Source organism: Gracilibacillus salitolerans (assembly GCF_009650095.1).
Classification (GTDB): domain Bacteria; phylum Bacillota; class Bacilli; order Bacillales; family Amphibacillaceae; genus Gracilibacillus; species Gracilibacillus salitolerans.
Genome location: NZ_CP045915.1, coordinates 1,852,319 through 1,875,426 on the forward strand (window position 1 = coordinate 1,852,319; position 23,108 = coordinate 1,875,426).

The 23,108-nt window shown below is 35.2% G+C and carries 25 protein-coding genes and 1 riboswitch; of the genes, 17 read left to right on the forward strand and 8 right to left on the reverse strand.

The features are described 5' to 3' along the window. The first annotated feature begins 19 nt into the window (after positions 1–19). A complete protein-coding gene (locus tag GI584_RS08530; protein ID WP_228552373.1) occupies positions 20–1,030 on the forward strand; it encodes a sulfotransferase in 1,011 nt (336 codons plus the stop codon). Positions 1,031–1,501: 471 nt separating this feature from the next. On the opposite strand, the gene GI584_RS08535 is transcribed toward GI584_RS08530, so the two are convergent. Both GI584_RS08535 and GI584_RS08540 read right to left on the reverse strand, forming a co-directional pair. Then, entirely contained in the window at positions 1,502–2,599 is a 1,098-nt protein-coding gene (locus GI584_RS08535; RefSeq protein WP_153790962.1) for a hypothetical protein, read from the reverse strand. Positions 2,600–2,614: 15 nt separating this feature from the next. Then, the gene (locus GI584_RS08540; protein WP_153790963.1) at positions 2,615–3,370 is read right to left on the reverse strand and encodes a hypothetical protein; all 756 of its coding nucleotides are present in this window, start codon (positions 3,368–3,370) and stop codon (positions 2,615–2,617) included. 192 nt (positions 3,371–3,562) lie between these two features. Next, a riboswitch (cyclic di-GMP riboswitch) is annotated at positions 3,563–3,637 on the forward strand. A gap of 27 nt (positions 3,638–3,664) precedes the next feature. On the opposite strand from GI584_RS08540, the gene GI584_RS08545 reads away from it, so the two are divergent. The 4 genes from GI584_RS08545 (at position 3,665) to GI584_RS08560 (ending at position 7,344) form a co-directional block, all read left to right on the forward strand. Further along, positions 3,665–4,162, forward strand: coding sequence for a hypothetical protein (locus GI584_RS08545; RefSeq protein WP_153790964.1), 498 nt, complete (start codon positions 3,665–3,667; stop codon positions 4,160–4,162). A gap of 18 nt (positions 4,163–4,180) precedes the next feature. Further along, complete coding sequence (locus tag GI584_RS08550) at positions 4,181–5,170, forward strand: DUF5667 domain-containing protein (RefSeq protein WP_153790965.1); 990 nt, start codon at positions 4,181–4,183, stop codon at positions 5,168–5,170. 207 nt (positions 5,171–5,377) lie between these two features. Then, the gene (gene sigI / locus GI584_RS08555; RefSeq protein WP_153790966.1) at positions 5,378–6,088 is read left to right on the forward strand and encodes an RNA polymerase sigma-I factor; all 711 of its coding nucleotides are present in this window, start codon (positions 5,378–5,380) and stop codon (positions 6,086–6,088) included. Next, positions 6,085–7,344 (forward strand): anti-sigma-I factor RsgI family protein, encoded by a 1,260-nt coding sequence (locus GI584_RS08560; RefSeq protein ID WP_153790967.1) that lies wholly within the window; start codon positions 6,085–6,087, stop codon positions 7,342–7,344. Before sigI ends, GI584_RS08560 begins: the two co-directional genes overlap by 4 nt. Positions 7,345–7,441: 97 nt before the next feature. On the opposite strand, the gene GI584_RS08565 is transcribed toward GI584_RS08560, so the two are convergent. The 6 genes from GI584_RS08565 to GI584_RS08590 all read right to left on the reverse strand — a co-directional run bounded on the left by GI584_RS08565 (position 7,442) and on the right by GI584_RS08590 (position 12,777). Then, positions 7,442–8,218 (reverse strand): EAL domain-containing protein, encoded by a 777-nt coding sequence (locus GI584_RS08565; protein WP_194842166.1) that lies wholly within the window; start codon positions 8,216–8,218, stop codon positions 7,442–7,444. 266 nt (positions 8,219–8,484) lie between these two features. Next, a complete protein-coding gene (locus GI584_RS08570; protein ID WP_153790969.1) occupies positions 8,485–9,120 on the reverse strand; it encodes an LPXTG cell wall anchor domain-containing protein in 636 nt (211 codons plus the stop codon). A 122-nt stretch (positions 9,121–9,242) separates the two neighbouring features. Then, positions 9,243–9,839 carry a signal peptidase I SipW gene (sipW, locus tag GI584_RS08575; protein WP_153790970.1) on the reverse strand — a complete coding sequence of 199 codons (597 nt, stop codon included), beginning with the start codon at positions 9,837–9,839 and terminating at the stop codon, positions 9,243–9,245. Further along, on the reverse strand, positions 9,836–10,717 hold the full coding sequence (gene tapA, locus GI584_RS08580; RefSeq protein WP_194842167.1) for an amyloid fiber anchoring/assembly protein TapA: 882 nt from the start codon (positions 10,715–10,717) through the stop codon (positions 9,836–9,838). The genes sipW and tapA overlap by 4 nt, the downstream gene beginning before the upstream one ends. 127 nt (positions 10,718–10,844) lie before the next feature. Next, a complete protein-coding gene (locus GI584_RS08585) occupies positions 10,845–11,456 on the reverse strand; it encodes a CalY family protein (RefSeq protein ID WP_153790972.1) in 612 nt (203 codons plus the stop codon). Positions 11,457–11,715: 259 nt separating this feature from the next. Next, positions 11,716–12,777, reverse strand: a complete 1,062-nt coding sequence (locus GI584_RS08590) for an NAD(P)/FAD-dependent oxidoreductase (protein WP_153790973.1) — start codon at positions 12,775–12,777, stop codon at positions 11,716–11,718. A 246-nt stretch (positions 12,778–13,023) separates the two neighbouring features. Here GI584_RS08590 and GI584_RS08595 point away from each other — a divergent pair, with 246 nt between their 5' ends. From GI584_RS08595 to GI584_RS08650, 12 genes are all read left to right on the forward strand, one after another. Beyond that, positions 13,024–13,992: an AAA family ATPase gene (locus GI584_RS08595; protein ID WP_153790974.1), complete on the forward strand. Its 969-nt coding sequence runs from the start codon at positions 13,024–13,026 to the stop codon at positions 13,990–13,992. Next, positions 13,989–15,113 carry a DUF58 domain-containing protein gene (locus GI584_RS08600; protein WP_153790975.1) on the forward strand — a complete coding sequence of 375 codons (1,125 nt, stop codon included), beginning with the start codon at positions 13,989–13,991 and terminating at the stop codon, positions 15,111–15,113. Before GI584_RS08595 ends, GI584_RS08600 begins: the two co-directional genes overlap by 4 nt. Beyond that, entirely contained in the window at positions 15,103–16,419 is a 1,317-nt protein-coding gene (locus GI584_RS08605) for a hypothetical protein (protein WP_153790976.1), read from the forward strand. Before GI584_RS08600 ends, GI584_RS08605 begins: the two co-directional genes overlap by 11 nt. A gap of 64 nt (positions 16,420–16,483) precedes the next feature. Next, positions 16,484–16,891: a helix-turn-helix domain-containing protein gene (locus GI584_RS08610; protein ID WP_194841996.1), complete on the forward strand. Its 408-nt coding sequence runs from the start codon at positions 16,484–16,486 to the stop codon at positions 16,889–16,891. Between the two features lie 118 nt (positions 16,892–17,009). Next, positions 17,010–17,876, forward strand: a complete 867-nt coding sequence (locus tag GI584_RS08615; RefSeq protein WP_194841997.1) for an IS3 family transposase — start codon at positions 17,010–17,012, stop codon at positions 17,874–17,876. A 172-nt stretch (positions 17,877–18,048) separates the two neighbouring features. Further along, a complete protein-coding gene (gene fliD / locus GI584_RS08620) occupies positions 18,049–20,109 on the forward strand; it encodes a flagellar filament capping protein FliD (protein ID WP_153790979.1) in 2,061 nt (686 codons plus the stop codon). Positions 20,110–20,145: 36 nt separating this feature from the next. Beyond that, positions 20,146–20,322: a YjfB family protein gene (locus GI584_RS08625; protein ID WP_100361070.1), complete on the forward strand. Its 177-nt coding sequence runs from the start codon at positions 20,146–20,148 to the stop codon at positions 20,320–20,322. A gap of 132 nt (positions 20,323–20,454) precedes the next feature. Then, positions 20,455–20,820: a flagellar protein FlaG gene (gene flaG, locus GI584_RS08630; protein WP_100361069.1), complete on the forward strand. Its 366-nt coding sequence runs from the start codon at positions 20,455–20,457 to the stop codon at positions 20,818–20,820. Between the two features lie 28 nt (positions 20,821–20,848). Beyond that, the gene (gene fliS / locus GI584_RS08635) at positions 20,849–21,247 is read left to right on the forward strand and encodes a flagellar export chaperone FliS (protein WP_153790980.1); all 399 of its coding nucleotides are present in this window, start codon (positions 20,849–20,851) and stop codon (positions 21,245–21,247) included. After that, complete coding sequence (locus tag GI584_RS08640; protein WP_153790981.1) at positions 21,247–21,600, forward strand: flagellar protein FliT; 354 nt, start codon at positions 21,247–21,249, stop codon at positions 21,598–21,600. The genes fliS and GI584_RS08640 overlap by 1 nt, the downstream gene beginning before the upstream one ends. A 239-nt stretch (positions 21,601–21,839) precedes the next feature. Then, on the forward strand, positions 21,840–22,400 hold the full coding sequence (gene hpf / locus GI584_RS08645; RefSeq protein ID WP_100361066.1) for a ribosome hibernation-promoting factor, HPF/YfiA family: 561 nt from the start codon (positions 21,840–21,842) through the stop codon (positions 22,398–22,400). A gap of 175 nt (positions 22,401–22,575) precedes the next feature. Continuing rightward, positions 22,576–23,094 (forward strand): hypothetical protein, encoded by a 519-nt coding sequence (locus GI584_RS08650; RefSeq protein ID WP_194842168.1) that lies wholly within the window; start codon positions 22,576–22,578, stop codon positions 23,092–23,094. Positions 23,095–23,108: the final 14 nt, after the last annotated feature.

Consider the following 23,108-nt stretch of genomic DNA (forward strand, 5'->3'; position numbering starts at 1 on the left):
AAATAAGGTGTGAAAATTAATGGCAATTTCTGATGAGGTTAGAAATGAACAATTTAAAAAAAATAAGTACTTAGAGAACTTTATGAATGAGATGAACAATGATTTACGAAGTTCTGAATTAAGCTTAATTTCCAATGCTACTATTAAATATCCTTTGATTTTTATAGTAGGACCATCGCGTTCAGGTAGTACGTTAATGTTACAGTGGTTAGCTAGTACGCACCAGTTTTCTTACCCAACTAATCTCCTTTCAAGGTTCTATGGAACGCCTATTATTGGTGCTAAGATTCAAAGATTACTTGCAGATCCAAAGTTCAATTTTAGAGATGAAATTCTAGATTTTCAAACTGATATTAACTTTGTATCAGAAAATGGCAAAACAAAAGGAGCAATGTCACCAAATGAATTCTGGTATTTTTGGAGAAGATTTTTACCTTTCCAAGATATCGATTATTTACCTGATGATATTCTATTTGATCAAGTAGAGATAGAAGTGTTTAAAAAAGAATTATATGGCATTTCCAATGTATTTGAAAAACCATTTGCATTAAAAGCAATGATTTGTAACTATAATATTGAATTCCTTAATAAATTATTTGAGAAAGCAATATTTATTTATACTAAAAGAGATCCATATGCGAATATTGAATCGGTACTTAAAGCTAGGGAACGACAACTAGGATCTAGAGAACTGTGGTACTCTTTTAAGATTCCTGAATACTATGAATTAAAAAAAATTAATGATCCGGTTAAGCAAACCGCTGGCCAAATTTATTGTATAAACAGAGCTGTAGAAAAGGGATTAGCAAAAATACCAAAAAATAAAAAATTAATTGTAGAATATGAAGAATTTTGTGAAGATCCTGAAAAATTCTATAAATCTTTAGCTTATAAAATGAAAGCACAGGGTTACGAGATAAAAGAAAAATATAAAGGACCAAAACATTTTGAGGTTACAAGAAAAAAAGCAGGAAACACAGAAATTATTAAATCATATAGTGACATAGTAAAATTATATAAAAATAAATAATCTACACTATTATTATTGTCTTTACTATTCTTAATCCTTTATTAATAAAAACTATCAGAAAACTTTTAGATAGAAAAACAAATATTAAAAAAGATAACTTGTTTGAACCCATAGGAAGAATATTGGTAAGTTTTTGGTATAATGAACAAGTGCGCACTAAAACGTGCACACTTGTTGTAAAAGATTATCTCCTAACCATACTATTCAATAGTTTCTTTCCTTCTGGTGTTAAATATACATTATTATTACCAAGTAATTGCTTTGCTAAATCCGTGCTCATAGGTTTTGATTGCTTTGTCAATCACTTTTCCTCCTTTCCGTTACATGCCATAATATGTACAAGTTACAATACTTGTAAGAGTAAGATACACTAATATAAAAGTGGAGTTTTGCAACTTTTCTTTATGAAAGTTGTCTACTTCAAATTTAGCTAATATAAAGTAATAAAAAAAGCAAGGGAGTATCCCTTGCTTAAAACCCATTCAACACCTCAAAATCGTACAAAAACTGTTCACTAATATCAGAAAACGCATCATCCTCTAATTCTAGTTCATCCTCCAGATCCATCTCCAACAAATCTATCTTTTTTATCGAAGACGTATCAGACATTTCAAAGACGTACAAATCATTTCCTGACCAAGATGGAAAAATATACATACTCTCATCACTTGTGTCCAGTACATCATAAGTTGTTTTTAACTCTCCATCTTTGTTAAATTGATACAAGATCCCTTGTCCATCTAAGAAAAATAACTGGTTATCTGACCAGTGAATACTATTGTAGACGGAATGTGGTAAAAAGGCAGACATGTTTTCGTTAGAATCGAATGACAAAAAGTTATTTTCTCTGACTTCCCCAGTATCTTTATGGATCACCAATACAGAATATTCCTGTTGTATATCAACAATACAATAAATGAGTTCTTCCGTAACGATCATATCTGTTAAGGGGACAAGCTCATCAGTTTTATAATCTAATGATAGGAATAGAGTGTCTTGTGCACCCTCATCCAATTCAATTTCATGCAGTACCATGTTTTCATCTGTTTCTTTTTCTTCTAAAACATATAGCAAATCTTCATAGATGCCTGCGGTTGTAATAAAATATGGTAGATCCTGATACTGCATCGTACCGTCGTGTTGCCAATAGAGATGGGAATGATAAGTTCCGTTTTCATCATATCCACTGTTGTATAGTTCGACCCGTTTATCATTCATATAGCCAGCGAAAATGGCGGTATACTCTTTATGCTCTCGCTCTTCTTCACTGATTTCCTCATCGATCAGATAACTGTGTGATACATCATTCACGATCACCATATCGTCATGATGATATATTTCTCCTAACTCCAAGCCTCCTGTTTCTAAAACTTCGGAAACACTACCGGATGAATTGATTGTATAGAGACTACCTTTTCCATTACTTTTATCTATAGAGGTAGAAAAATATAATAGACCGAGCGAGTTATTAATACGTTCATATTGTGTATCTTTTTGCTCGATGAACCCGCATGCACCTATCAAAACAATCAATACTAGTAAAAAGATATAGCGTAAATATTTTTTCATAGGCTCTCCCTAATATTATTGAATCGTGTTATACGTGACAGTGTAAGAGCTATCTCGAATGTCTGCAGGATAGACACCGAATCCTTGGTTCTTGTCAAGATCAACGTTCGCCTCTAATATATAGGCACTCCATACTAATTTAGAGCAATTTTTATCACCATATTTATCTGTATAGCGGTTGGTAGCAAAGTTATAGGAATAGGCATCTATTCCTGCTCTTGCATTTGCCCAGTCAGCAGCCTTATCCCTGTTTGATTGAGAGGATTGAACATATTGCATCACGGCCTTCGCCTCAACATTCCTGGCGTTATATTTAATTTTTCTTACACCTGTGTCAGGGATCGATTCTACGATATTAGTAGTTGTGTGATAGATTCCATTATGGCCGTGTTGGATACCTAAGGTAGAGGATGGGGTATAAAATATATCCCCTTTGTTTCTAGCAGGTTCTAATTTATAGGCACCAGAACTTCCGCCCATAATGGAAATGGTGGTACCATTTTCAGAATGTTCTTGTTTGATAGCTTGGTTCAGTTCACGTAAAGCTTGTTTAGCAATAACCATTTCTGGTTTTCGGGTTTCTTCTGAAGCTAATGTAAGGGCTTCTTCCATTTCTTCTGTAGTTATGCCGGGTTGCTTTTTGACAAGTTCTGAAACATAATAATCAAACTTTTCTTCTTTAGGATCAACATGTACACTAGCGGTAAGAGAAGGGGAGACAGTCAACATAACAATGACCAACAATATAACAACAGAAACCAACTTCTTCATTTCATCCATTCCTCCAATCTATTATTTTACAAGTCTAGTGTAGCACCATAAGTTGTAAAAAGTGTTAATGTTCTATTAAAAATGATAGATATAATGTTAATTCCTTTAAAACATAGAAGTATTTCATCTCCTTAATAAAAAATTTCTGTTTCCCCCCTTTTTTGATTGGACTCTTTCGTATAGATAGTAGAAAAGGGAGAAAGGCAAAACTGTTGAAAAACAGTGACGCAAAGCTATAGGAGCTAATCATGCCAGCCAGCTGCCAAGAGAGAAAAAGAGGATGGAGGTGAGACGTTGAAACGAGCGATTATGATAACCTGTTTGTTCTTTTTATTTGCTTGTGGTCAAGGTGAGGGTAAGGATGCCACAACTGTCGATAACAATTCTGGACAAGCAGAAACAGAAGCTGTGTTGTATGAAGATGATGTCTTCAAAATAGCAGAAATAGATGGTTGGTCGGTTGATGAAGGAGCAACTGCAGAACAAGAGCAAAACGTCATTTTTTCTAATGGGACAACCAGATTAATTGTCTCGATGGTAAGTGACAAACAAACTGTCGATACATTGAAAAAGGATGTTCTATCGTCATTCTCTAAAAAAGTAGAATTAATTGAAGACGATGAGAATTACATAGCACTGCTTACGAACCGAAAAGAAAATATTCGTGGGGAGGTATACTTTCTTCAAGGTTCGGAACACCAATTAATTTTTACTTATATGACACCTGAACAACATTATCAGGAAAATAAAGATCAAATAAAAGCATTCAATGAGAGCATTAAAATATTTTAAATGGAGGGAATATCAGATATGAAATTAAAAACATGGTTATCTGTAGCAACAATTAGTGTATTTTTTGTAGGGAATACTGCGTTTGCAAATGAAGAAGAGGAAACGATAACCCCTGATGAGGAATTATATGACACCTCTATATTAATTGAGGAAACAGAGCTTGCACTAACAGAGGAACAAATGGAAAAAGCGTTATTATTAGATGAATTTGCCAATGATCGATTAAGTGAAATTGAAGCAACCATTGAAGAAGGTAATATCGAGGAAGCGGAACAATTAATGGAACAATATGAGGAATATTTGGAGCGTTTAGAAAGTGAATTAGAAGCTTCGGAGGAAGAAGAGGAAGCATCAGAAGAAGAATCAAATGAAAAGGATGACGAAGTAGAAAGAGTAGAATTACCTGATAGTGAAGAAAATGAGCAAGATGAAGACTCCGATGAAGAAAATCAAGAAGAAAGTACGGAGGATCAAGATGAATCAGAAGAAGAGGCAAAAGAAGAATTAAGAGAAAACTCCAAACAACGTACGATCAAACTTCAAGCTTTATTAGAGCGTGAAGATTTACCAGAACAAGCAAAAGCAGGTATCGCCAAAGCACTTGAAAATCAAAAGCGTGCAGAAGAAAACTATTTGAGAGCTAAAGCGAAAAAAGCCGTTTCAGAAGAGGATGAACAAGAGCAGAAAAAAGAAGAAACGAAAGAAGAAATTGAATTACAAGATGATCGTGAAGAAGAGGTTACAGAACAAGTTGAAGAAGAAAATGATAAAGAAGCTGAAGCTGTTGTGACATCAGAACAAAAACAGAGTAAAGCTGATAAAAAGCAACAAAAGACAGAAGATAAGGCTGAAAAGAAACTACAAAAGGCTACTGAAAAAGCAGAGAAAGCTGAGCGAAAAGCAGAAGAGAAAGCTAATAAAGCAAAAGAAAAAGCTCAAGAAAAGCAGGAGAAAGCTGAAAAAAATCGTCAAAAAGAAGAAAAGAAGAATGGTAAACCGAATAATTAATAAACGGGTCGTGGAATTTAATAGTTGTTGCGAATTGAATGAAAAATATTTTTTCGACAAAATTCTCATAAATATCTTTACCCTTCGCTATTTATAGCTTACATTAAATATAGAAATGCTTTATCTTTCTACATATTTTTAAGACTGTTGAAGGATAAAGCTTTCTTTTTTTAGTAATTATGTAATAGTGATAAGGGAGAGGGCCGGATGAAGCAAGAAGACATCGAGCATTCCATCAGAGAGATACAAAAAGGAAATGAATTCCTTCGGGAGAAGCTGATTCAATATTACCAACCATATATCTTGAGTGTAGTAGGGAAAGTATGTAAAAAGTTTAAAACATGGAATGATGACGAGGCGAGTATTTCCTTAATTGCCTTTAATCGCGCGATTGACACTTATGACCCTCAAAAAGGTAGAACATTTTTAAATTATGTCTATTTAATCATTCATCGAGAATTGATTGATTTCTTTAGGAAAGAAAATCATTATCAAGACCTTATGAAAAAAGGTGATAAGCTTCTAGAAGCAAACCATGTAAAAGAAGCTGTGGAACATTATCATCAAGAACAACGAATTAGCAATATGGCAGCAGAAATTATCGATTTAAATGATCAGTTGTCACAATTTTACATACGTTTTGAAGAATTAGAAACATTTAGTCCGAAGCAGAAGCGAACAAGAAAGAAAGTGCTAGATATTGCAGAAGATTTTATTCAAAAGGAAACACTTGTTGAACAATTATATCGAAGAAAGCAATTTCCAGTTAAGGATTTTTTAAAGTTAGCTAATTATCGTGTCAAAACAATCGAAAAGTATCGAAAGTATATTATTGCAATTATTATTATTTTATTACATCCGGAATGGAACAATTTACAGGCGTTTGTACTTGATAAAGTAAGGGGGGAGAAAGAGTGAAGCAAAAAATCAAAGGGGTAGTCATGGAGGTTCAAGAATACCAGATTGTCCTAATGTGTGATGATGGTACGTTTCGTAATGTTCCTCGTGATAAACATGACATACCTGTTATTGGTGAGTATGTGACATATCGAGTAAAGAAATCCCCTTTACTGCAATGGAATAGAAAACAAGTATTACCACTAGTGGCACTAGCTGCGATATTATTAGTTGCCATTATGAATAGTTCTTTTTATCAACCGCAACAACAAGCTTATCTGCTTGCTGTTGATATTAATCCAAGTATGGAAATATCGCTAGATGAAGATTTAAATGTAATAGATATAACTGGTTTAAATGACGATGCAAAACGTGTCATTAAAGACTTGGATGTGAAAGGTAAACCAATCGACAAAGTGATTAATGATATGGTTGTTCGTTTAAAAGATGAGCAATATTTATCCGCAGATACGCCTGCCATCATTACTGCGACGTGGATCGGTTTGCAGGATCATTCAATTTCGAATGATTTACGTTCAGTGGAAAAAATATTCAGTCATTCTCTTGGGGAGAATCATGTTGAAGCAGAAATGGAAGTTTATGTCGAAAATGAACAATATTATAAGGAAGCAAAAGAAGTAAACCTGTCCGTCAATTCTTATCGGTTGTACCAGAAAATGATTAACGACGAAGTGGTAGTTGATATTAATGAGGTTCAAAATAAGTCAATTAAAGAAATTCGTCAGATGGCAGAAAAAGCTAACAAAATAAGAAATGATGATCATGATAACCCATCATCTTCTCAAGATAAAGAGGAAGTACCTTACAAAGAAAAAGAGGAAAAAATAAACTCATCGTCTAAGTCCAACTCTGGTGAAAGTTCTAGTAATCGTGTTCCAAAAACAGAGCATGCAAAACAGCCTGAAAAAGACAAAAACGGTAAAGAAAACAAACAAAATGCTGAGCAAGCCCTATCTAAGAAAGAAAAGCATAATAGCGATAAAGAACGTGATAATGAAAAATCTGCGCCTGAAAAATCGAATCCACCATCAAATGATAAAAATGAGGAAAAGAAAATGGAGAAACCTCCATCAAATGAAAAAACTAAAAAGGTACAACAGAAACAACAACCCAATAATCAAAAACCAAATGATCCTGAAACACCAAAGAAGGCTGAGGAAAAAGCGGGAGATAAAGGCAAACCAGAAGAAAAATCGACTGAGAAAGTGCCAGAAGATCACCGTCAAGATAAAGGGAATGATAGTAACCGGAAGTAAGATTAATCTATTTTTAAAGCGTATCCCAAATACAGTAATAATAGAAATCCTAATTTAGATTTAACAAAAAAGAGCAGAACCACAAAAGGTCTCTGCTCTATCTCTTTGCCGAAAAATAATTATCTTCTTTATCATCCATTTCATATTTTCTTATCACTTCTAATGATTCTGGTCGTGCTAATAAAAATCCTTGTACAATGGAAACACCAATGGCCTTTGCCATTTCTAGATCCTCAAGAATTTCGATGCCTTCTAAGACAAATTTGGTATCCGTGTTGTAACAGTATGTCACAATGGACTTTACCATTTCTTGTTTTCGACTTGACTTGGCTAGATGCTTGGCAAAAAATCGATCCATCTTAACAATGTCAGGCTGTAATTCGACAATTGCCTGAAGGGAAGAGACACCTTTTCCTACATCATCTATAGCAATTAGATAGCCTTCTGTTTGTAATTCATTTACCATGGCACTAAAATAGTCGACGTTTTGAATAATTTCAGATTCATTAATTTCAATCATGATTTGATTAGCTGAAAGTGTTGTTTCTCCTAAAATCTTGTTTAGTTGATCTAGAAAATCAGGATCGGCTAAGTTAGAAGGAAAAACATTAATCAGAATCTTTTTTTCTTTAGATGTACTTTGATTAATCTTATCATAAGATTGAAGCGCTTTTTTTATCGATCGCATTTCTAACTCAAAAAATCGATTGGTATGACTTGCTTTTTCGAAGAGAATTTCGGGTTTCTTAAATAAATCAGTTCTTAATAATGCTTCATATCCAATAGGAGTTAAAGTTTGCAGATCATAGAGACCTTGGAAATGGTGCTCGAATTTCTCATTATCAATTAAATCATTGATTTTTGCAATAGACATCCGTCCATCCTCCTCAAACGCAACAATGACATCATTACTATTGATCATATAGTATAATATATCAGTCCGTTACAATGTACCTATCATTTTACAACATTATCTAATTATTTTCTATACTGTTTATAGATTTATTTGGACATTAGAGAAAATGGTTTATCCTCAAGTCTTTATGGTGGAAGCTTTAGTTATTCTTGCATCATTTACTTCGTCGAATGACTATCCCGTTAAAATTTCCCTGAAGTGTAAAAAAGAATAGGTGTTAGAACCTATTCTTCAGCAAATTTATTTCGTTTGAGATAAAGTAGGATAAGTGATCCTGCTAATAATAGGGCACCACCGATTAAAAGGATGTTAAACATAACCGTTGCTGTGCTTGGTAATGGTGAACCATCCGTTGATTGACTGTCAGTTGAGATCGGAAAGGTGGATGTTTCGGTTTTCGTGTCATCATATGCTGTAATAATAATTTCTGCGTTTGTTGTTAATCCCTGATATTCATTTCCAGATTCAGGTGGAAATAGGAGGAATAGATCAATTTTGTCTACACTGTTAGCTAGTAAAGGCAAATCATTAATTAATGAAAAATTAGATAGTTTATCATGAAATAATACTTCATCACCTTGTGTAATTTCTAGCGATAATTGATTATAGAACATTTCGGAACCATCTATATAACGAACGTTAATATCATAGGTGATTTCATTATCTGTTTGATTACTGACCGTGATTTCTCGCTCAGCCCAATCGCCAGGCTTTAGGTTTTCCAGGTCAAATAGATTTCCGTTTTCACTAAATGTACCGTTTAGATCTATAATATTATTGTTACTTGTTGCTTGTAGAATTGGAACAAATAATAGAAAAAACAGTAGGGTAGCACTGAAAAATATTTTTGGTTTTATCAATATAATTCACCCACCTTTTCAAGGGAGCTATATGTTAGGGACATATAGCATTAATTGTATTCTGGGAACTTGTTTATGAGTTGCTTTACTTCGATTATGATTCTAAAAAAAGGCTATAATTTTTACTCTTGCTCAATTGATTCCTTTACTTTCGATTTAGAGGGTTGTTTGAATTCTATTTGGGATATCGCCTGCCAAATGGTGAACGCTGCGTATCCGAGTAATAGAATACCAGGTACGATTAATAAAATGGCGCTGCCTGTTTGTGAATGTGCAAAATTGACGACATATCCTAAATAAGGAATGGTGAAACCTTCATATTCCGCAACAACATTATCAGAAAGAACAGGCTTTGGATCGACTGCATTATTGTTGTCTCCTTTTGTTTCATACATGATATGTTCACCGCTTTTAATAACTTCTGCAACACGGTGAGTAATTAAATTTTCGTCTTCATTTATAAAGGTAATGACATCACCTTCATTAAACCTTGTCATGTCGCCACCTGGTTTTATGGCAATGATCGATCCTGTTTGCATATCAGGTTCCATGGATCCAGATAACACGGCTTTAAGCTGGTATCCCATTATTTCTGGTTCCCCACCTGATGCTTTTGCTGAAATAGTGATGAACACGGCAAATATTAACGTTATAAAAAGGACGGTGGTAATAAGGAAACTAAGAAAACTTCTAATTTTTTTAAATATGCTTTTTTTCATTCCTGTTCACCTTCTTTTGCTTGATCAGTTTGAGAATTTTCCTGTTCTTCAGACTCATTAGGTGTATCTATTTTCATTTTTTTATTTTCGACTTCCACTGGTTTGTCATCTGTTTCCTTATTAGGTTCACTTAAAATTTCTTGTTTGTCTTCTTGCTCAGATTTCACTGGTTCCTTTTCACTATCCGTTTCTGCTGATTTATCTAATTTTTCTTCATCTTCTATGGATGATTCTTGTTCTTTCTGTTCTTGACTAGCTTCTTCTGATATCTCATTGGATTCTTCTGGGTCTTTTGTTTTTTCTAAAACCTCTTCATTAGATTCTAATGATTCATCCTTATCAAATTGTTTCTCTTTCTCCTTCTCCGGACATTTAACCTTTATCTTTTCACTCCAAATAACTTCATCTGTTTCTCCTTCATAATTAGGTTGTTGAAAGGCTTTAACGGTATAAAATCCCTCTTCTTCGGCTTGATGAGTTATCGTTTCAACCGCACCAGCTTTAATAGGCTCCAGAGTACCTTCTGATATTTTTTCGCCATTTTCTGGATTGCCGTTCTCGATATAAAAGACTTCATAATTCGTTGAGGCAATCATGCTGTAACCAGTGTTTTTAATCTCTACAGAAAATTCTACTGGAGGACAAGCATCATTTAGATTCTGATTACCTTTACCAATAAAAAGCAAATCACTTCCATCCCACCACGATCCAGTTGGTATTGAAATACTTACCGCTTTCGTATGATTAAAAAAAGCACTGGTACTGGAGGTGAGTTGAGATATAGAAATTAAAGCTGCATACAATATAAACAATATTTGCAATACAATGATTCCTTTTTTATATTTCTTTCGATACCTAGTGATTCTTGTACTTCTCATAGCCATTCCTCCATCCTGGAAACGATTTATTTATTTTCGTGAACATATAAACTTTGTATAAATTCACGGTAATAAATAAATGGAGGAAAAGGTGAGGTTTACTCACCTTTCCTGTAATAGATAGAAATTATTTGCTTTCGCCTGCTGTTTGCTCACCAGTAAATTTCCAAGTAAGTTCTAGAGAATCACCTTGGAATTCGTTTTGGTCCTCGCCGTTATCAACAAATTCGAATTGAACGTAAAGCGTGTCACTATCACCAGCTTCTAATCCGCCTCTTTCTTCAATCCATGGTACAAAGACATTATTTGCTACCGTATCAGGAGACATATCTTTTAGTTCGGAAAGAGTCGTAAAGAATACAATCTGATCAGGAGATACAGGCCCCAATGTAGTTTTATCAGCATTCCAGAAGAAATTAACACGAATGTGATCACCGAAATCTTCTACATTGTTGCCATCCGCATCAGTTACTGTATAATCCGTGTCAAGAAGTACCTTTGAAATATCTAATGAACCATCATTAATAAGCTCAAATGAACGGTTCATCCAATCACCTGGCTTAATATTGTCTACTTCGATAATAGTTGTAGGATCAACAGATAAATCTAATGTACCTGCTGCGAATGTGTTGTTCGTAACTTCAGTGTCATTAAAATACGCATATGTACCTCCTCCCACTAAAGCAAGCCCTAATGCTGCTGACGCCACGCCTAAACCTAATTTCTTTTTTAAAGACATAAATAATTCCTCCTTCATTTTTTGTTCTTTATTAAGAACTATAATTTGCATTGTACATCTAGATATTCATTTTTAAAAGTCTGAAAAAAGGGCAAATACAGCCTAATTGATCGTTATAAAGAACATTTTCTTCTGAATACTTTTTATTTTAACAAATATCGCATTTTTTTATATTATTTGTTCTTCAGAAAGAACGATAAACAATATAAAAACAGACATGCTATTAAACATGTCTGTTTTTATAACAATCACCATACTGTTAATGTCGTTTATTCAACCACAGCACTCCGGATTTCGCAAGTCGAGGCAAAAGACCTGTTACTGGCTTACGATACATATTACCGAATCCTTCTGATTTACCAAGTGAACCGAGTTGACCTTTAAGTTTAATATCTCTTGGACTACGAGGTTCTTTTTCGCTTAACACATCAGCAAGAATATCACCAATTTGTTCCCCTTGAATACCAGCAAGTTGGGCACTTGGTGAATGCTCAGAGGCAACACAATCACCAACTATGAATACGTTAGAACTGGAAGGGACTTGGTAAAATTCGTTCACAATAATTTTTTCGTGACGATCTTTTTCAAAAGGGAGGCTGCGGACTAAATAATTTGGTCGTACACCAGCTGTCCAAATAATGACATCACTTTCAATACCTTCACCGTTATTATAGAAAAGCCCTTCTGCAACCAATTCTACATTACTGTGATGCAAAACATTGACTTCATTTTTGCGAAACCAATCTTCGACATATGTTTGTATTTTTTCGTCGAACGCTGACAAAACAGAAGAACCGCGATCTATTAATCGAATATTCAAATCAGGTCTGCTTTCTCTGATTTCAGATGCTACTTCAATACCACTTAAACCGGCACCAACAACAGATACTTGACTATAAGCTGGCAAGTTATTGACCTTGATGCTTGCCTGGCGTGCTTTGGCGATCGATTGGACACTTTCCGTATATTCCATTGCGCCCTGAATACCGTGATAATTATCCTCACAGCCTAAGCCAATTAACAGAAAGTCATATTCGACTGGTACTTCATTATCTTTCAGGCGAATGTGTTCGTTTTCCGTGTCAATTTCGACAATTTCACCAAATATGTATGAGATTTGTTCATGAACAGGGAAGTCAATCCGAACTTCCTTGTCTGATTTCGTACCTGCTAAAATGGCGTAAAATTCCGTTTTTAATGAATGATATGGATTACGATCAATCACCGTGATTTGTACATCACTTGGTATTCCATTATCGATTAATTGGTGTAAGGCGTTCATTCCGCCGTAGCCTCCACCGATTAAAACAACCCTTTTCATTTTTTCAAAACCCCTGTCTATCGTAAAATCAATATTCATTAAAGATAGTTTCCCAATCTTTTCTATAATTAGACTACCAAAATTAGTGCGATAAAACTATACAAAAACCAAAAATTCTTCACAATTTGAAATGTTTGAGTTTTCTGAAAATATAATGGTAATTTTTTGCCTAAAATTTAAAGAAATGTTATAAATATAACATAGCATTTTGTAAGCGCACACATAATGTAAAGGGGATTTTAATTGATGGAATTAACGGAAATTCAACAGATAACCAGTAAGATAAAAGCGAATGTCAATCAAGTTGTAGTAGGTCAGGAGAATACCATTGATCTTTTGTTAGTGGCTATGATTTCTTCTGGTCATGTACTATTGGAGGATGTACCTGGCACAGGAAAAACATTAATGGCAAAGTCATTAGCAAAATCACTTGCTGGGAATTTTAAGAGGATTCAATTCACCCCTGATTTACTACCAACCGATATAACCGGTATTCATTTTTACAGCCAGCAAAAAGGAGAATTCGAATTCCGCCCGGGGCCAATTTTTACCAATATATTATTAGCAGATGAAATTAATCGTGCAACACCTCGAACACAGTCAAGTTTACTGGAGAGTATGGAGGAACGACAGGTCACCATTGATGGAAATACTCATACACTTGCAAAGCCTTTCTTAGTTATTGCCACACAGAATCCAATTGAAAGTCAAGGTACCTTCCCACTACCCGAAGCACAGTTAGACCGCTTTTTATTAAAAATAAATATGGGATACCCGAGTCGTGAGGAAGGACTGGAAATTCTGAAGCGATTCAAGGCGGAGAATCCGTTAGAAGCTTTGCAGTCGATTATTACAGTTGATGATATTGTTAAAATGCAGCAAATCTACAGTGATGTTGACATTAGCGAGGATGTGCTTGGTTATCTGATAGATGTAGTCGAACAAACACGTGATCATGATAGTGTAGCATTGGGAGTTAGTCCTCGTGGAAGTCAGGCATTATTAAAGGCGGTACAGGTTTATGCCTTATTACAAGGGAGAACATACGTCATCCCAGATGATATTAAGAGAATAGCAAAACCTGTATTAGGTCACCGTATTGTCCTTGCCGGGAGAATTGGTGTGAAGCAAGGGGAAGTAGATGGTGTATTGAATGACATTTTGCGTCAAGTGCCTGTTCCGACAGAGTCTGAGAAGGAACTGATTCGAGAATGAATATCGCCTGGGTCATTGTAGTACTTTTAATCATTATATTTTTACAGGGAATGCTTTTTAGTAAACTCGGCTTAAAAGGAATTACCTATAAACGTGCCTTTAAACAGGATATGGTGTTTGAAGGAGAAACGATTGAGATGGTCGATGAAATTGCTAATAAAAAGTTGTTGCCTATTCCATGGATTCGCCTAGAGTCCAAAATGAGTCCCTATCTTATTACTCAAACAGAAAGAGAAAAACAGCAGAAAGAAGGGGAAATGTTCCACCGTACACTATTCAGCTTATTGCCATACCAAAAGATAACGCGTAGGCACCAATTAATCGGAACTAAACGTGGCTACTATCCATTGAACACCGTTTCAGTTACAACAGGGGATGGCGTTGGTTTTGGTGAGGTATTTGATTCTTTTGAGGCAAGTACAGCGGTAACTGTTTATCCAAAACTAGTGCCGATCGATGATATTCCTTTACCGTCACATAGTTGGTTGGGGGATATTACCGTCAAAAGGTGGATTGTGGAAGACCCTTTTTTACAAGCGGGGATCAGAGAGTATCAGCAAGGGGACCCACTTCATTCGATCAACTGGAAAGCCACAGCAAGAACACAGTCCCTGCAAATTAATAAAAAGGATTACACCGCAGATCATCATTTAATGATTTATGTTAATTTTGACACGGATGAAGATATTCGGATGCCGATCCAACAACCCGATGTGATTGAGAAAGGATTATCCTATGCTGCTTCATTAGCGAATTATGCGATTGAACAGGGGATTTCTACTGGATTTGGATGCAATGGATACTTTGTCGAGCCATTCACCAATACAACAGATCGGATAAAACCGTCTGTTCGTGTGGAACCGTCAAGCAGCGGTCAGCAAGTCGCCTATATACTCGATGCGATCGCAAAAGTGAAGATGGACCGTAGCCGCAATTTCCGGGCCTTTCTACAAGAAGATATTGACCAGGGATTAACCAAAACAGATATTATTATTTTTGCTGTTAAGTTAACTAAAAAGATAGAAAAGCAGATGGCGCATCTGGAAAGCCTTGGCAATGCCGTCGAGGTGGTCGTGATTGGTGAAGAGCAGGAAAAGGGGGCAGAAGCCCATGCCAGCTAAAATCAAATTACATCTCTCCTCCATTGTGAATGGAGTTATTGAGTTTATTGGATTTTTTCCGGTTTTCTTACTAATAGGGGTCCTCTTTTTTGCAGAACCTGATCTGTATTACTGGTTTCTGTCTTTACTTGTTTTATTTACTGTCTCTTACTTTATCCGTTGTTGGTTGAACAATCGCTGGAAGGTGCTTATCAGTATAGCCGTAATCACCATCGTTGTGAGTTTCATCGTTTCACCGACTATTTGGGCATTTATTCCAGGAGTGCTGCTCAGTCTCGTTGTTTCCTATCGTGGTATTCAACATGCAGAAAATGAATGGGAGGATATTTTACCAAGTCGGATTTTCTGGGCGGTCAGTATGCCTATCTATTTTGTTGGCTATCTCGTTTTTATCAATTTTGAAACGCTGGAAGGGTACCAACATTGGATTAGCTATTTGGGCTTCCTGTTTATCATCGTTATGTTATTCGTCACCAATCGAGAGCATTTGCAAAAAGAATCACTAGCTAAAGATAAAAAGAAAAAATTAGGGCCAGAGATTACGAGGTTGAATCGAGTTTATTTAATCTTAACACTTCTATTTGTTTTTGCGATTACGAATTTCCAGGTGGTTCAGTCAGCCCTTTACAATGGTGTACGTTCCATCATTCAATCGGTAATGTGGCTCGTTACTCTATTTGGTAATGATGAACAAGAATTGGTGGAAGAACAACCGCCGTCCAATGAGATGCCTGCACTTCCACCGGCAGAAGAGCAGGAGCCATCTAGGTTTGCAGAGCTGATGGATACGTTAACATATATTATGGGATTAGTTCTGGTAGCCATTCTAATTATTCTGTTCATTGCAATATTATTTAAAAAGTTCCGCAGACTGATTATTCAAGCAGTCATTTCATTATGGAAAATGATTAAACAAGTTTTCGGAAAGAAAAATGTAGCCGAAACAACGACAGATTATGAAGACGAGAAGGAAAGTCTTTTTGACTGGAAGAAATGGCGAAAAGAAAATCAGGATAAAATAAGTGAAGCGTTCCGTAATATAACGAGAAGAAAACCTAAATTTGAACAATTAACAAGTGAAGAAAAAGTGCGATTCCTTTATCGACGTATTGCCAGAGATGTGAAAAAACAAGAAAAATGGCGAGAATCACTGACCGCACACGAAGTATTGTCATTAACAGAAAAAAATCAACAATTAGTACAATTGGAGAAATGGTATGACGATATACGTTATGGCAATAAACGTTTTTATGGTGACAATGAGCCCAAGCTCTATGAAATATGGCATCAATTAAATCAAAAATAACTGCCTAATGAGGTACCGACCCCCGAAAGTTAGAGTAAAAAATCTAATTTTCGGGGGTGTTTTTATGGTCAAATATAGTGAAGAATTTAAAGTAAAGCTTGTCACCGAGTATTTGTACGGGAATCTTGGATATAAATCATTGACGAAAAAATATAATATGCCCAGTACTTCTCCATTAAAAAATTGGGTGAGATCCTATAAAGTACAGGGGGTGGATGGATTAAAACGAAGAAATACTAAGAAGGAGTATTCTGTTCAATTTAAATTAGATGCGGTACAATTTATGCTAGAAACAGGTGCTTCTTATTTAGAAACTGCTGTTCAATTTAATTTGAACAACCATTCCATGATTCAACGTTGGTTGAAAGCATTTCGTGACCAAGGAATAGAAGGCCTGAAACCAAGACCAAAGGGGAAACCTTCTATGTCTAAGAAAATCAATAAACAAAAGAAAAAGAAGAGAAGAAGTTAACACGCGAAGAAGAATTAGAACGCGAGAATGAATTATTGCGACTAGAAAATGCGTACCTAAAAAAGTTGAGAGCTTTTCGAGAGAATCCGAATGCCTTCCACGAAAAGCACAAGCAAAGGTGGCATTCGAACTCAAAGAAGAAGGATTCCGATTAAAAGATATTCTCTTGGTGGTAGGCATTCCGGAAGCAACCTACCACTATCATGTGAAAAATTTTGGCATAGAAGATTCGGACACAGAATTAAAAAAAGTCATTACGGATCTATTTAAAAAGTTTCATGAACGTTATGGTTATAAACGGATTACGAAAGAATTAAAGAAATTAGGACATTCTATTAATCATAAAAAAGTGTATCGCATTATGCGGAAACTAGGGTTAAAATGTGTGAAATTTATGCGGAAATCTCGTAAATACAATTCCTATAAGGGGAATGTTGGAAAAGTAGCGAAAAACCGATTATCCCGCCGTTTTAGCACACCTATCCCTCTTCAGAAATTAGTAACCGACATTACAGAATTCAAATGTCTAGGCGAAGAGAAGTTATATTTAAATCCGATTCTTGACCTTTATAACGGAGAAATTATTACGTTTGAAACCAAAAAGCGCCCAACGTTAGATCTTGTCATGGAACCTTTAAAGGATACGATAGAGATAATAAAGAATCATGCAGCCTATCGTACCACCATCCATTCCGATCAAGGCTGGCATTACCAGCATAACCAATGGGTGAGGACACTAAAAGAAAATAAAGTATTCCAAAGCATGTCACGTAAAGCAACCTGCGCAGACAACGCTTCGATGGAGAATTTCTTCGGTATTTTAAAGCAAGAAATGTATTATGGGGAAGAATTAGTAAGCTATGAAGAATTAAAAAGCCGGATTGAAGAATATATCTATTGGTACAACCATGAACGATCAAAAGAAAAATTAGCTGGATTGAGTCCAGTTGAATACCGAACTCAATCCACCCAATCAGCTTCATAATAAAACTCTAACTTTTGGGGGTAACCACCTGAGGAGGCGGTTATTTTTTGTGTCCTAGATGGGATAAAATGTGTATCTAAAACAACACTTTGCTTTTTTAAATTATTATTAAAGATATCATTTTTTTATCCGATAATAATAGTAAGAATGACGAAAAGGACGTGAACTGCACATGAGAATAAGTGGTTTTGCCAGTGGCATGGATATTGATTCAATGGTTAATGATTTAATGAAAGCAGAAAGTATGCCGCTTCAAAAAATGCAACAAGAAAAACAGTTGTTGGAATGGAAACGTGATGATTACCGTGCTATGAATACACTTCTACTTGATTTCCGTTCGAGCTTAACTAACATGAAGTTAACGACAAGTTACCGTGCAAGACAAGTATCTTCAACTGATGAATCAAAAATAAATGCAACTGCATCAAGTGCAGCAAGTCAAACTTCTTTTGAAATATCAGAAGTGAAACAATTAGCAACTGCAGCAAAGTTGAAAAGTGAAGGAGCTATTTCCGCCTCAGATGCAGATAAAATAGATTCTTCTAAAAGTTTATATAACCAAAATGATAAACTAGCTACTCAGGTTTCTTGGAAACAAGGAGCAATTGAAAATGAAACGATTAATGCAACCGCAAACGATGAAACAATTGCACTAGATGCAAATGGTGCCGTCGATAGCTCAGCAATGAATGTTCAGCTTAATGGGAAAGGATATGAAGTTGTAACAGGTGTTACCCAAGCTGATTTAAGTGAGAATCAAGTATTATTAGATGAAAATAATAACACGCTTACTTTTGCAACTGGTGTGTTAAAAGAAGGCGATAAAGTAAAAGCTGAATATGCACATGACGGTCTTAATATTGATGAGAAAGAGCTTACTCAAGCTACAAACAGTTATCGATTAAGCGGAAGGTCCATCGATATCAGTAGTTTTGAGTTAAATATTACGGGATCAACTGATTCTGATGGAACATATACAATAGATCAGAATTCAGCGAATGGTGATACGTATGATTTAGTGGATAACGGTAATGTTATCGGAACAATTAATACAAATACAGGCGCAATTTCTTTTAATAATGAATTGGATGAAGGAACAACAATTTCCGCCCAATATCAACAAAATTACTCTTCCTTTTCCTTAGGCGCACATACAAAAGATGGTGAAACACACAGAGACTTTTTAATTAGAGGAAATGAATCATTAGACCAAGTTATTAGTAAGGTGAACACTTCTAACACCGGATTGTCTATGATGTATGATTCCTTCACTGACCAATTAACGTTAAGTCGTAAGGAAACAGGTAATTTCAATGAAGGTGGAGATGAAATTATTACTGGTGGAGCATTTATAGATAATGTACTTCGCTTTGGTAACGCAACAGAGACAGGTGGAAACAATGCAGTTTTCTCTATTAATGGTATAGAAGATACGGAACGTACATCGAATAACTTTCAAATAGATGGTGTAACTTTTAATTTAAAACAAACTTTTACTGCAGGTGAAGGACCTGTATCTGTCAATGTATCGAATGATACGGAAGCGGTATATGAGAATATTAAAGAATTTGTTGATACTTATAATACATTGATTGATTCTATTAATTCCAAAGTAAATCAAGAGTACTATCGTGATTATGATCCGTTGACAGATGACCAAAGAGCATCACTATCTGAAAAGCAACAAGAAGATTGGGAAGAAATGGCGAAAAGTGGTTTATTGAGAAGAGATTCAATACTTCAAAGTGGACTATCAAGTATGAGAACTGATTTTTATACCCCAGTAAATGGTGATACATCAAGTGTGTACAATCAATTAGCCGAAATAGGGATTACAACTACATCTAATTACTTAGATGGAGGTAAATTAGAAATAAATGAAGCAAAATTAAAAGAAGCTTTAGAAGAAGATCCAGATGCAGTGGAGAATTTATTCCGTGGATCAGGCGAAGAATACGGTGAACAAGGTATTATGCACAGATTAACAGATTCAGTCAATAATACTATGGATCGTATTACGGAACGTGCAGGTCGTGCAACTGCAACGAATCAACAGTTTACAATTGGGCGTAATTTGGATGACGTAAATAAACAAATTCAAAATTTCGAAGATCGTTTAACACAAGTAGAGAATCGTTATTGGCGACAATTTACGGCTATGGAAAAAGCCATGCAACAATATAACCAGCAAGCAGCATATTTGCAGCAGCAATTTGGTGGTATGGGTATGTAATCATAGTATGCAACCTTTTGAAAGGAGGATCTGAATATGGATATAGCTGCAATGTCAATTGCGATGAATCAAGCTCAAGTGAAGCAGCAAGCAAGTGTTTCCTTGATGGACAAAGCGCTAGATCAAGCAGAATCTCAATCTAGTGATATGATCAAGATGCTGGAGTCATCAATGCAACCCCATCTTGGTAGTAACATTGATATCAAAGGTTAATATGGGAGAAAAGGAATCTGAGTAGAGGTTACTTAGGTTCCTTTTTGCTAAAGAAAATGGGAAAAATACTAAACCTTTTATATAAGATTCCGATATTAATAGAAACAATTGAATAAGGAGATGAAGATTGTCATGGAAGTTGGTAAAATGATCACTGGATCCACACTCATGCAACAGACTGAATCTACGCTTGAATCATCCACATCCGCAAGAGAGCGATCCAATAACCATGAACAAGCAAAACAACAATTATTAAACGGGAACGTTGAGTTAAATAAAGACCATTTACAGAGTATGGTAGATGGACTTAATTCCTTTTTAGAACCATCTAACACCAGTATACATTATGAATTACATGATAAATTAGATCGATATTATGTAACAATTGTAGACCGAGATACAAATGAAGTCGTAAAAGAAATTCCGCCTAAGAAAATGCTGGATGTCTATGCATCGATGGCAGAATTAATGGGATTTATCGTCGACGAAAAAATATAGGAACAATGAATAGAGGAGCGTACGTTTTATGGCATACCAACAATATCAAGCATATCAAAACAATTCTGTTAACACGGCATCACCAGGTGAATTAACATTGATGTTATACAATGGTTGTCTTAAATTTATCAAACAGGCAAAGAAAGCTATTGAAGCAAAAGATCACCAAACCAAAAATGAAATGATCCAGAAAACACAAAAAATTATTCGTGAATTAATGGTAACTCTAGATCAAAATGCCCCGATAGCAAAAGAAATGATGCCATTATATGATTTTGTGTACAATAAGTTAACACAAGCAAATATCAAAAGTGATCTGGAGCAATTGGAACAGGCACGAGAAATTATTGAGAATTTCCGTGATACCTGGAAAGAAGTCATCAAACAGGAACGCATTCGTCAGTATGGAAAAGGTGTTAATGCCTAATGGAATCACTGAATAAATATATCAAAAAAACTAAAATTATGCTGCAATTGTTAGCACAACCATTAAATAATGATCAACGTGAAAAAGCAATTAATAAAATAAACCAATTAATCGCAGACCGTGAAGCATTAACAAAGGATATCAAAGCTCCTTTTTCTTCAGAAGAACGAGAACTGGGTAAACAAGCTATTGAACTAGATCAGCAATTCAATCAGGAATTACAAAAAGTATTTCAGGATATCAAAAAAGATATGAGAAATGCAAAAAAACAATCGCGTTCTAATCATTCATATTTAAACCCATATAAAAATGTCGCAAGCTATGACGGTAGATTCTTAGACTCGAAAAAATAACCACTGCAAAGGATGCAGTGGTTATTTTACTGTTGGAGAGATAAGTGAATATATCTCACCGAAAATACATAACATCTCATGAACAATCCTCCATATTCTAGATAAAAAGATAAAGTGTAAAGGAATTGTAAAAATATTATGAAATTTATTCACATTTTACTCGTTTAACTTTTACAAACTGTGGTATTATAGATATATAGCTTATTATAGCTTGATAGTTTGAAAGGAGGACACTTTTCATGAAATATAACATCCGAGGAGAAAATGTAGAAGTGACAAGTGCCATTAAGGAGTATGTCGAGAGAAAAATAGGAAAGTTGGAAAGATATTTTGACACTCCTCCCACTTCTGATGTAAATGTTAATATAAGTGTCTATAATGACGAGCAGCAAATTGAAGTAACGATTCCGATGACAAACTTATTGTTGAGAGCAGAGGAACACCACATGGATTTATACGCTGCGATCGATCTTGTTGTTGACAAACTAGAAAGGCAAATTCGTAAGCATAAAACAAAAGTGAACCGTAAATTCCGTCAGCAAGGTGCGCCAAAGCACGTATTTGCAGAACTGGAAAAAGAAGCAGCTCTATTAAGAGAAGAAGAAATATTTGATGATGAAGACATAGAAATTGTAAGAACGAAACGGTTTGATTTAAAACCAATGGATTCAGAAGAAGCAGTGTTACAAATGGACATGTTAGGACACGTATTCTTCGTTTTCGAAAATTCAGATACAGGTACTACGAATGTTGTATATAAACGTCGTGACGGCAAATATGGCCTGATCGAACCAAGTTAAAAAATACTTAATTAAAATGAATATCAAATAAGGTAGAAGGACTAACCCGTTTCGAAAAAAGCGAAACGGGTTTTTAAATGTGTGCTTTAAATTTAGTACAATCATATTTTGCAAAATGAAACAAAATTTACCTTCTTTCGTATATAATTAATATAGAATGAAAGAGGTGATAAGTTTGGGATTGTTTAGCAGGGCAAAAAAAATTATAAAAAGCAACATCAAAAGTGATCAAACTAAATTACATCAAGTCCAAAAAGATATTGAACAAACAATGCGAGAACTGAAAGCAAAAGTCGATACTAATAGAGCACAACTTCATCGCCTTAATCAGCAAATAGTAGAACAACAAAGCAAGGTGGAGAAATTCGAAAGATATGAAGAACAAGCAACACAACAAGCTCAGTCGAATACGTTTGGCCTTCAGAAACAGCAAGCCAAAACAGAAATGCATGAGTTAGAAACGAAAAAAATAGGGCTTGCGCAAAAAGCGAAAAAGCTAGAAGATACATACCAAACACTACAACACAGACAAGGTGAGAACCTAGAGTATCTCCGTGCAATGAAAAACGGGGCAAAGGCTAACAAACAAATAGCCGAGTCCTTGGCAGAATCTGAAAAATATGAAGAACAGGTTAGGCGAGAACTAGCCGAAGCTGAAGCATTATTAGAACTACGGGAAGACTCCTTACAATAAAATAGAGGTGAGAA

What these genes read in the sequence shown, in the direction of transcription:
- GI584_RS08530 (WP_228552373.1), top strand. Translation starts at nt 20, where the DNA reads ATGGCAATTTCTGATGAGGTTAGAAATGAACAATTTAAAAAAAATAAG.
- GI584_RS08535 (WP_153790962.1), bottom strand. Translation starts at nt 2,599, where the DNA reads ATGAAAAAATATTTACGCTATATCTTTTTACTAGTATTGATTGTTTTG.
- GI584_RS08540 (WP_153790963.1), bottom strand. Translation starts at nt 3,370, where the DNA reads ATGAAGAAGTTGGTTTCTGTTGTTATATTGTTGGTCATTGTTATGTTG.
- GI584_RS08550 (WP_153790965.1), top strand. Translation starts at nt 4,181, where the DNA reads ATGAAATTAAAAACATGGTTATCTGTAGCAACAATTAGTGTATTTTTT.
- sigI (WP_153790966.1), top strand. Translation starts at nt 5,378, where the DNA reads ATGAAGCAAGAAGACATCGAGCATTCCATCAGAGAGATACAAAAAGGA.
- GI584_RS08565 (WP_194842166.1), bottom strand. Translation starts at nt 8,218, where the DNA reads ATGTCTATTGCAAAAATCAATGATTTAATTGATAATGAGAAATTCGAG.
- sipW (WP_153790970.1), bottom strand. Translation starts at nt 9,839, where the DNA reads ATGAAAAAAAGCATATTTAAAAAAATTAGAAGTTTTCTTAGTTTCCTT.
- tapA (WP_194842167.1), bottom strand. Translation starts at nt 10,717, where the DNA reads ATGAGAAGTACAAGAATCACTAGGTATCGAAAGAAATATAAAAAAGGA.
- GI584_RS08585 (WP_153790972.1), bottom strand. Translation starts at nt 11,456, where the DNA reads ATGTCTTTAAAAAAGAAATTAGGTTTAGGCGTGGCGTCAGCAGCATTA.
- GI584_RS08590 (WP_153790973.1), bottom strand. Translation starts at nt 12,777, where the DNA reads ATGAAAAGGGTTGTTTTAATCGGTGGAGGCTACGGCGGAATGAACGCC.
- GI584_RS08595 (WP_153790974.1), top strand. Translation starts at nt 13,024, where the DNA reads ATGGAATTAACGGAAATTCAACAGATAACCAGTAAGATAAAAGCGAAT.
- GI584_RS08600 (WP_153790975.1), top strand. Translation starts at nt 13,989, where the DNA reads ATGAATATCGCCTGGGTCATTGTAGTACTTTTAATCATTATATTTTTA.
- GI584_RS08605 (WP_153790976.1), top strand. Translation starts at nt 15,103, where the DNA reads ATGCCAGCTAAAATCAAATTACATCTCTCCTCCATTGTGAATGGAGTT.
- GI584_RS08610 (WP_194841996.1), top strand. Translation starts at nt 16,484, where the DNA reads ATGGTCAAATATAGTGAAGAATTTAAAGTAAAGCTTGTCACCGAGTAT.
- fliD (WP_153790979.1), top strand. Translation starts at nt 18,049, where the DNA reads ATGAGAATAAGTGGTTTTGCCAGTGGCATGGATATTGATTCAATGGTT.
- GI584_RS08625 (WP_100361070.1), top strand. Translation starts at nt 20,146, where the DNA reads ATGGATATAGCTGCAATGTCAATTGCGATGAATCAAGCTCAAGTGAAG.
- flaG (WP_100361069.1), top strand. Translation starts at nt 20,455, where the DNA reads ATGGAAGTTGGTAAAATGATCACTGGATCCACACTCATGCAACAGACT.
- fliS (WP_153790980.1), top strand. Translation starts at nt 20,849, where the DNA reads ATGGCATACCAACAATATCAAGCATATCAAAACAATTCTGTTAACACG.
- GI584_RS08640 (WP_153790981.1), top strand. Translation starts at nt 21,247, where the DNA reads ATGGAATCACTGAATAAATATATCAAAAAAACTAAAATTATGCTGCAA.
- hpf (WP_100361066.1), top strand. Translation starts at nt 21,840, where the DNA reads ATGAAATATAACATCCGAGGAGAAAATGTAGAAGTGACAAGTGCCATT.